Origin of the sequence: Stenotrophomonas sp. YIM B06876 (assembly GCF_030711595.1) — a bacterium.
GTDB lineage: Bacteria > Pseudomonadota > Gammaproteobacteria > Xanthomonadales > Xanthomonadaceae > Stenotrophomonas.
This window is the reverse complement of the sequence record NZ_JAUJUJ010000060.1, coordinates 1-6,112: the sequence shown is the minus strand read 5'-3', so window position 1 is coordinate 6,112 and position 6,112 is coordinate 1. Positions and strand designations below refer to the sequence as shown.

1 protein-coding gene and 2 pseudogenes are annotated in these 6,112 nt (G+C 64.5%); all 3 read left to right on the top strand.

Going from position 1 to position 6,112, the window contains the following annotated elements; genetic code table 11:
- Positions 1–535: pseudogene (locus QZH66_RS14195) on the top strand (nitrate/nitrite transporter); the annotation flags it as partial.
- Between the two features lie 34 nt (positions 536–569).
- Positions 570–4,388: a nitrate reductase subunit alpha gene (locus QZH66_RS14190; RefSeq protein ID WP_305806589.1), complete on the top strand. Its 3,819-nt coding sequence runs from the start codon at positions 570–572 to the stop codon at positions 4,386–4,388.
- A gap of 603 nt (positions 4,389–4,991) precedes the next feature.
- Positions 4,992–6,053 (top strand): annotated as a pseudogene (gene narH, locus QZH66_RS14185) (nitrate reductase subunit beta); the annotation flags it as partial.
- Positions 6,054–6,112 lie beyond the last annotated feature (59 nt).

Genomic DNA, 6,112 nt, shown 5'->3' with positions numbered 1-6,112 from the left:
GCTCGCCTATGCGTGGCTGGGCCCGCTGGTCGGCGCCGTGGTGCGTCCCTTTGGCGGCTGGCTGGCCGACAAGCTGGGCGGCGCGCGCGTGACGCTGTGGAACTTCGTCGTCATGGCCATTGCCGTGGTGGGCGTGATCCAGTTCCTGCCGCACGGTGGTGTCGGCGGCAGCTTTGCCGGCTTCTTCGTCTGCTTCCTGGCGCTGTTCCTGACCACGGGGATTGGCAATGGCTCCACCTTCAGCATGATTCCGATCATCTTTTTGACCGAGGCGATGCGCGGTATCGACGCCAACGAGCCCGGCGCCCTGGCGCAGGCGCAAAAGGAAGGCAACACCCTGGGCGCGGCCACCCTGGGCTTCACGGCGGCCATTGCGGCCTACGGCGGCTTCTTCATTCCCAAAAGCTACGGCAGCTCGATTGCCCTCACCGGCGGGCCCGAGTTCGCGCTCTGGACCTTCGCTGTTTTCTATGTCCTGTGCATCGTGGTGACCTGGTGGTACTACGCGCGCAAGCACGCCGAAATGCCGTGCTGATTCTCTGCCTGCAGTCACAAAAAAGGAGCCCTCGATGAGCCATTTTCTCGACCGTCTTAGCCACTTCTCCCAACCCAGAGAGTCGTTTTCCGGCGGCCACGGCGTCATCACCGCCGAAGACCGCACCTGGGAGGACGCCTACCGCAACCGCTGGGCGCACGACAAGATCGTGCGCAGCACGCACGGTGTGAACTGCACCGGCTCGTGCTCGTGGAAGATCTATGTCAAGGGCGGCATCGTCACCTGGGAAACCCAGCAGACCGACTACCCGCGCACCCGCTGGGACATGCCCAACCACGAGCCGCGCGGCTGCTCGCGCGGTGCCAGCTACAGCTGGTATCTCTACAGCGCCAACCGCGTCAAATACCCGATGGTGCGTGCCCGCCTGCTCAAGCACTGGCGCGAGGCCCGCCTGACGCTGGAACCGGTCGAGGCCTGGGCCGCGGTGGTGCAGGACGACGCAAAACGGCGCGACTACCAGAGCGTGCGCGGCCTGGGCGGCATGGTGCGTTCGACCTGGAACGAGGTCAATGAGATCGTTGCCGCGTCCAACGTCTACACCATCAAGCAGCACGGCGCCGACCGCATCATCGGCTTCTCGCCGATTCCGGCCATGTCGATGGTCAGCTACGCCTCGGGCTCGCGCTACATGTCGCTGATTGGCGGCGTGTGCATGAGCTTTTACGACTGGTACTGCGACCTGCCGCCCAGCAGCCCGCAGATCTGGGGCGAACAGACCGACGTGCCCGAATCGGCTGACTGGTTCAACTCCAGCTTCATCATCGCCTGGGGCTCGAACGTGCCGCAGACGCGCACGCCCGACGCGCATTTCTTCACCGAGGTGCGCTACAAGGGCACCAAGACGGTGGCCATCACGCCCGACTATTCCGAAGTCGCCAAGCTCTCCGACCTGTGGCTGCACCCCAAGCAGGGCACCGACGCCGCCGTCGCCATGGCGATGGGCCATGTGATCCTGAAAGACTTCTACTTTGGCGGCAACGGCCAGCCGCGTTCGGCCTACTTTGACGATTACGCGCGCCGCTACACCGACCTGCCGATGCTGGTGATGTTGAAGGAACACCAGTTGGAAAACGGCAGCACCTGCCTGGTGCCCGACCGCTATGTGCGCGCCAGCGACTTTGCCGATCAGCTTGGCCAGGACAACAACCCCGACTGGAAGACGGTCGCCCTGGATGCGGGCGGCCAGGTGGTTGTGCCGCAGGGCGCGATCGGTTTCCGCTGGGGCCCGGACGGCCGCGCCGACATGGGGCAGTGGAACCTGGAAGCCAAGGAGGCACGCAATGGCAACGAGGTCTCGCTCAAGCTGTCGGTGATGGAAGGCGAGGGCGGCGTGGAAAACACCGCGACCGACAGCGCCAAGGTGGGTTTTCCGTATTTTGGCGGCGTGCACCACGATCACTTTCCGAACAACGAGCAGGGCGATGTGCTGGTGCGCACCGTGCCGGTGCAGCGCATTGCCGTCGGCAGCGGCGAGGCGCTGGTGGCCACCGTGTTTGACCTGCAGGTGGCGCAGTACGGCATTGCCCGCGGCCTGCCGGGCGAAATGGCGGCGGCCGACTTCGACGACAACACGCCCTACACCCCGGCCTGGCAGGAGCAGATCACCGGCGTGCCGCGCGACCAGATCATTGCCGTGGCGCACCAGTTTGCCGACAACGCGCACAAGACCGAAGGCCGCTCCATGGTCATCATTGGCGCCGGCATGAACCACTGGTACCACAGTGACATGAACTACCGCAGCGTCATCAACATGCTGATGATGTGCGGCTGCATCGGCAAGAGCGGCGGCGGCTGGGCGCACTACGTGGGCCAGGAAAAGCTGCGCCCGCAGACCGGCTGGACGCCGCTGGCCTTTGCCCTGGACTGGATCCGCCCGCCGCGCCAGATGAACAGCACGAGCTTTTTCTACGCCCACACCAACCAGTGGCGCTATGAAAAGCTGGGCGTGGACGAAGTGCTCTCGCCGCTGGCCGACAAGAAGCTCTACGGCGGCAGCATGATCGACTACAACGTGCGCGCCGAGCGCATGGGCTGGCTGCCGAGCGCGCCGCAGCTGCAGACGCACCCGATGCAGGTCGTCAAGGACGCGCAGGCCGCCGGGCTCGATCCCAAGGACTATGTGGTGCAGTCGCTCAAGGACGGCTCGCTCAAGCTGAGCTGCGAAGACCCCGACCACCCGGCCAACTGGCCGCGCAACATGTTTGTCTGGCGCTCCAACATCATCGGCTCGTCGGGCAAGGGAAATGAATACGTCCTCCAGCACCTGCTGGGCACCAGCAACGGCGTGCAGGGCAAGGACCTGGGGGCGGAAGACGGAAAACCCGAAGAGGTGGTCTGGCACGACAAGGCGCCTGAAGGCAAGCTCGACCTGCTGGTCACGCTCGACTTCCGCATGAGCACGACCTGCCTGTATTCCGACATCGTGCTGCCGACGGCCACCTGGTACGAGAAGAACGACCTCAACACCAGCGACATGCACCCCTTCATCCACCCGCTGTCCACCGCCGTGGACCCGGTGTGGCAGTCCAGGAGCGACTGGGAAATCTACAAGGGCTTTGCCAGGAAGTTCAGCGAACTGTGCGCGGGCCACCTGGGCGTCGAGAAGGAAATGGTGCTCACGCCCATGCAGCACGACTCGCCCGGCGAGCTGGCCCAGCCGTTTGATGTGAAGGACTGGAAGCGTGGCGAGTGCGAGCTGGTTCCGGGCAAGACGGCACCCCAGATGCAGGTGGTCGAGCGCGACTACCCGAACGTCTACAAGCGCTTCACGGCCGTTGGCCCGCTGCTGAACAAGATCGGCAATGGCGGCAAGGGCATTGCCTGGGACACGAAGCTGGAGGTGACGCAACTCGGGCAGCTCAGCGGCGTGGTCACCGAGCCTGGCGTGACGCAGGGCATGCCGCGCATCCTGAGCGATATCGACGCCTGCGAAATGGTGCTGCAGCTGGCGCCCGAGACCAACGGCCATGTGGCCGTGAAGGCCTGGGCCGCGCTGAGCCAACAGACCGGGCGCGACCACACGCACCTGGCACTGCACCGCGAGGACGAAAAAATCCGTTTCCGCGACATCCAGGCGCAGCCGCGCAAGATCATCAGCTCGCCGACCTGGAGCGGCATCGAGTCCGAAACCGTGTCCTACAACGCCGGCTACACCAACGTGCACGAGTACATCCCGTGGCGCACGCTGACCGGCCGCCAGCAGTTCTACCAGGACCACCCCTGGATGCGGGCCTTTGGCGAAGGCCTGGCCAGCTACCGGCCGCCAGTGAACCTGAAGGCCACGGCGGGGGTGCACGGCATCCGCTCGAACGGCAACAGCGAAATCCTGCTGAACTTCATCACGCCGCACCAGAAATGGGGCATCCACTCGACCTATACCGACAACCTGCTGATGCTCACGCTCAGCCGGGGCGGCCCGATCATCTGGATCAGCGAGGACGACGCCAAGCGGATTGGCGTGGCGGACAACGACTGGGTCGAGCTGTACAACGTCAACGGCGCGATTTCCGCGCGCGCCGTGGTCAGCCAGCGTGTCAAGCCCGGCATGGTGATGATGTACCACGCGCAGGAAAAAATCGTCAACACGCCGGGCTCGGAGATCACCGGCCAGCGCGGCGGCATCCACAACTCGGTGACGCGCATCGTGCTCAAGCCCACGCACATGATTGGCGGCTACGCGCAGCTGTCCTACGGCTTCAACTACTACGGAACCATCGGCACCAACCGCGACGAATTCGTCGTGGTGCGCAAGATGGACAAGGTGGACTGGCTGGATACGCCACGGGGAGACGACCGCGCCTTCGCGGTGCAACAACAGGGAGAGTCGGCATGAGAGTACGCGCGCAAATCGGCATGGTGCTGAACCTGGACAAGTGCATTGGCTGCCACACCTGTTCGGTCACCTGCAAGAACGTCTGGACCAGCCGTCCAGGCATGGAATACGCCTGGTTCAACAACGTCGAGACCAAGCCCGGCATCGGCTACCCCAAGGAATGGGAAAACCAGGACAAGTGGAATGGCGGCTGGGTGCGCAAGAGCGACGGCTCCATCGAGCCACGCCAGGGCGGCAAGTGGAAGATGCTGATGCGCCTGTTCGCCAACCCGAACATGCCGCAGATTGACGACTACTACGAGCCGTTCACCTTCGACTACGACCACCTGCAGTCGGCGCCCGAGATGAAGGCCACGCCCACGGCACGCCCGCGCAGCCTGATCACCGGCAAGCGCATGGAGAAGATCGAGTGGGGCCCGAACTGGGAAGAGATTCTGGGCGGCGAATTCGCCAAGCGCAGCAAGGACGCCAACCTGGACAGCTTCGAGCAGGTGCAAAAGGACATGGTGGGGCAGTTCGAGAACACCTTCATGATGTACCTGCCGCGCCTGTGCGAGCACTGCCTCAACCCCGCCTGCGTGGCCTCGTGCCCGTCGGGCTNGGTCCAAGGACCGCAACTTCGACAACGTGCAGAAGGAGATCTACGGCGAGTTCGAGAAGACCTTCATGATGTATCTGCCGCGCCTGTGCGAGCACTGCCTGAATCCGGCGTGCGTGTCGGCGTGTCCGTCCGGCGCGATCTACAAGCGCGAGGAAGACGGCATCGTGCTGATCGACCAGGACAAGTGCCGCGGCTGGCGCATGTGCGTCTCGGGCTGCCCGTACAAGAAGATCTACTACAACTGGAAGAGCGGCAAGGCCGAGAAGTGCACCTTCTGCTACCCGCGCATCGAGGCCGGCCAGCCGACGGTGTGCAGCGAGACCTGCGTCGGCCGCATCCGCTATCTGGGCGTGGTGCTGTACGACGCCGACCGCATCCAGGAAGCGGCCAGCGTGCCCGACGACAAGGATCTGTACCAGGCCCAGCTCGACATCTTCCTCAACCCGCACGACCCGGCGGTGATCGCGCAGGCGCGCAAGGACGGCATTCCCGAGGCCTGGCTGGAAGGCGCGCGCAAGAGCCCGGTCTACAAGATGGCGGTGGACTGGAAAGTGGCGCTGCCACTGCACCCCGAATACCGCACGCTGCCGATGGTCTGGTACGTGCCGCCGCTCTCGCCCATCACCTCGGCGGCCAACGCCGGCAAGATCGGCGTCAACGGCGAGCTGCCCGACATTTCCCAGATGCGCATCCCCGTGCAGTACCTGGCCAACATGCTCACCGCGGGCGACACCGCGCCGGTAATGCGCGCGCTGCAGCGCATGCTGGCGATGCGCGCCTACCAGCGCAGCAAGCATGTCGACAACGAGCAGAACCTGGCGGTGCTGGCACAGGTGGGCTTGAGCATGGCCGAGGTCGAGGACATGTACCACATCATGGCCATTGCCAACTACGAAGACCGCTTTGTCATCCCGACGACGCACCGCGAATACGCCGAGAACGCCTTTGACGTGCGCGGCGGCTGCGGCTTCACGTTTGGCAACGGCTGCTCCGAAGGCAGCAGCGAGGTCAGCCTGTTTGGTGGCAGCAAGAAGCGCACCATTCCCATCAAGATGGAGGTGTAAGCATGGCACTGTTCAACCACACCCGCCACGCCAGCAAAAGCCTGCGCGTGCTCGCGCGG

What these genes read in the sequence shown, in the direction of transcription:
- QZH66_RS14190 (WP_305806589.1), top strand. Translation starts at nt 570, where the DNA reads ATGAGCCATTTTCTCGACCGTCTTAGCCACTTCTCCCAACCCAGAGAG.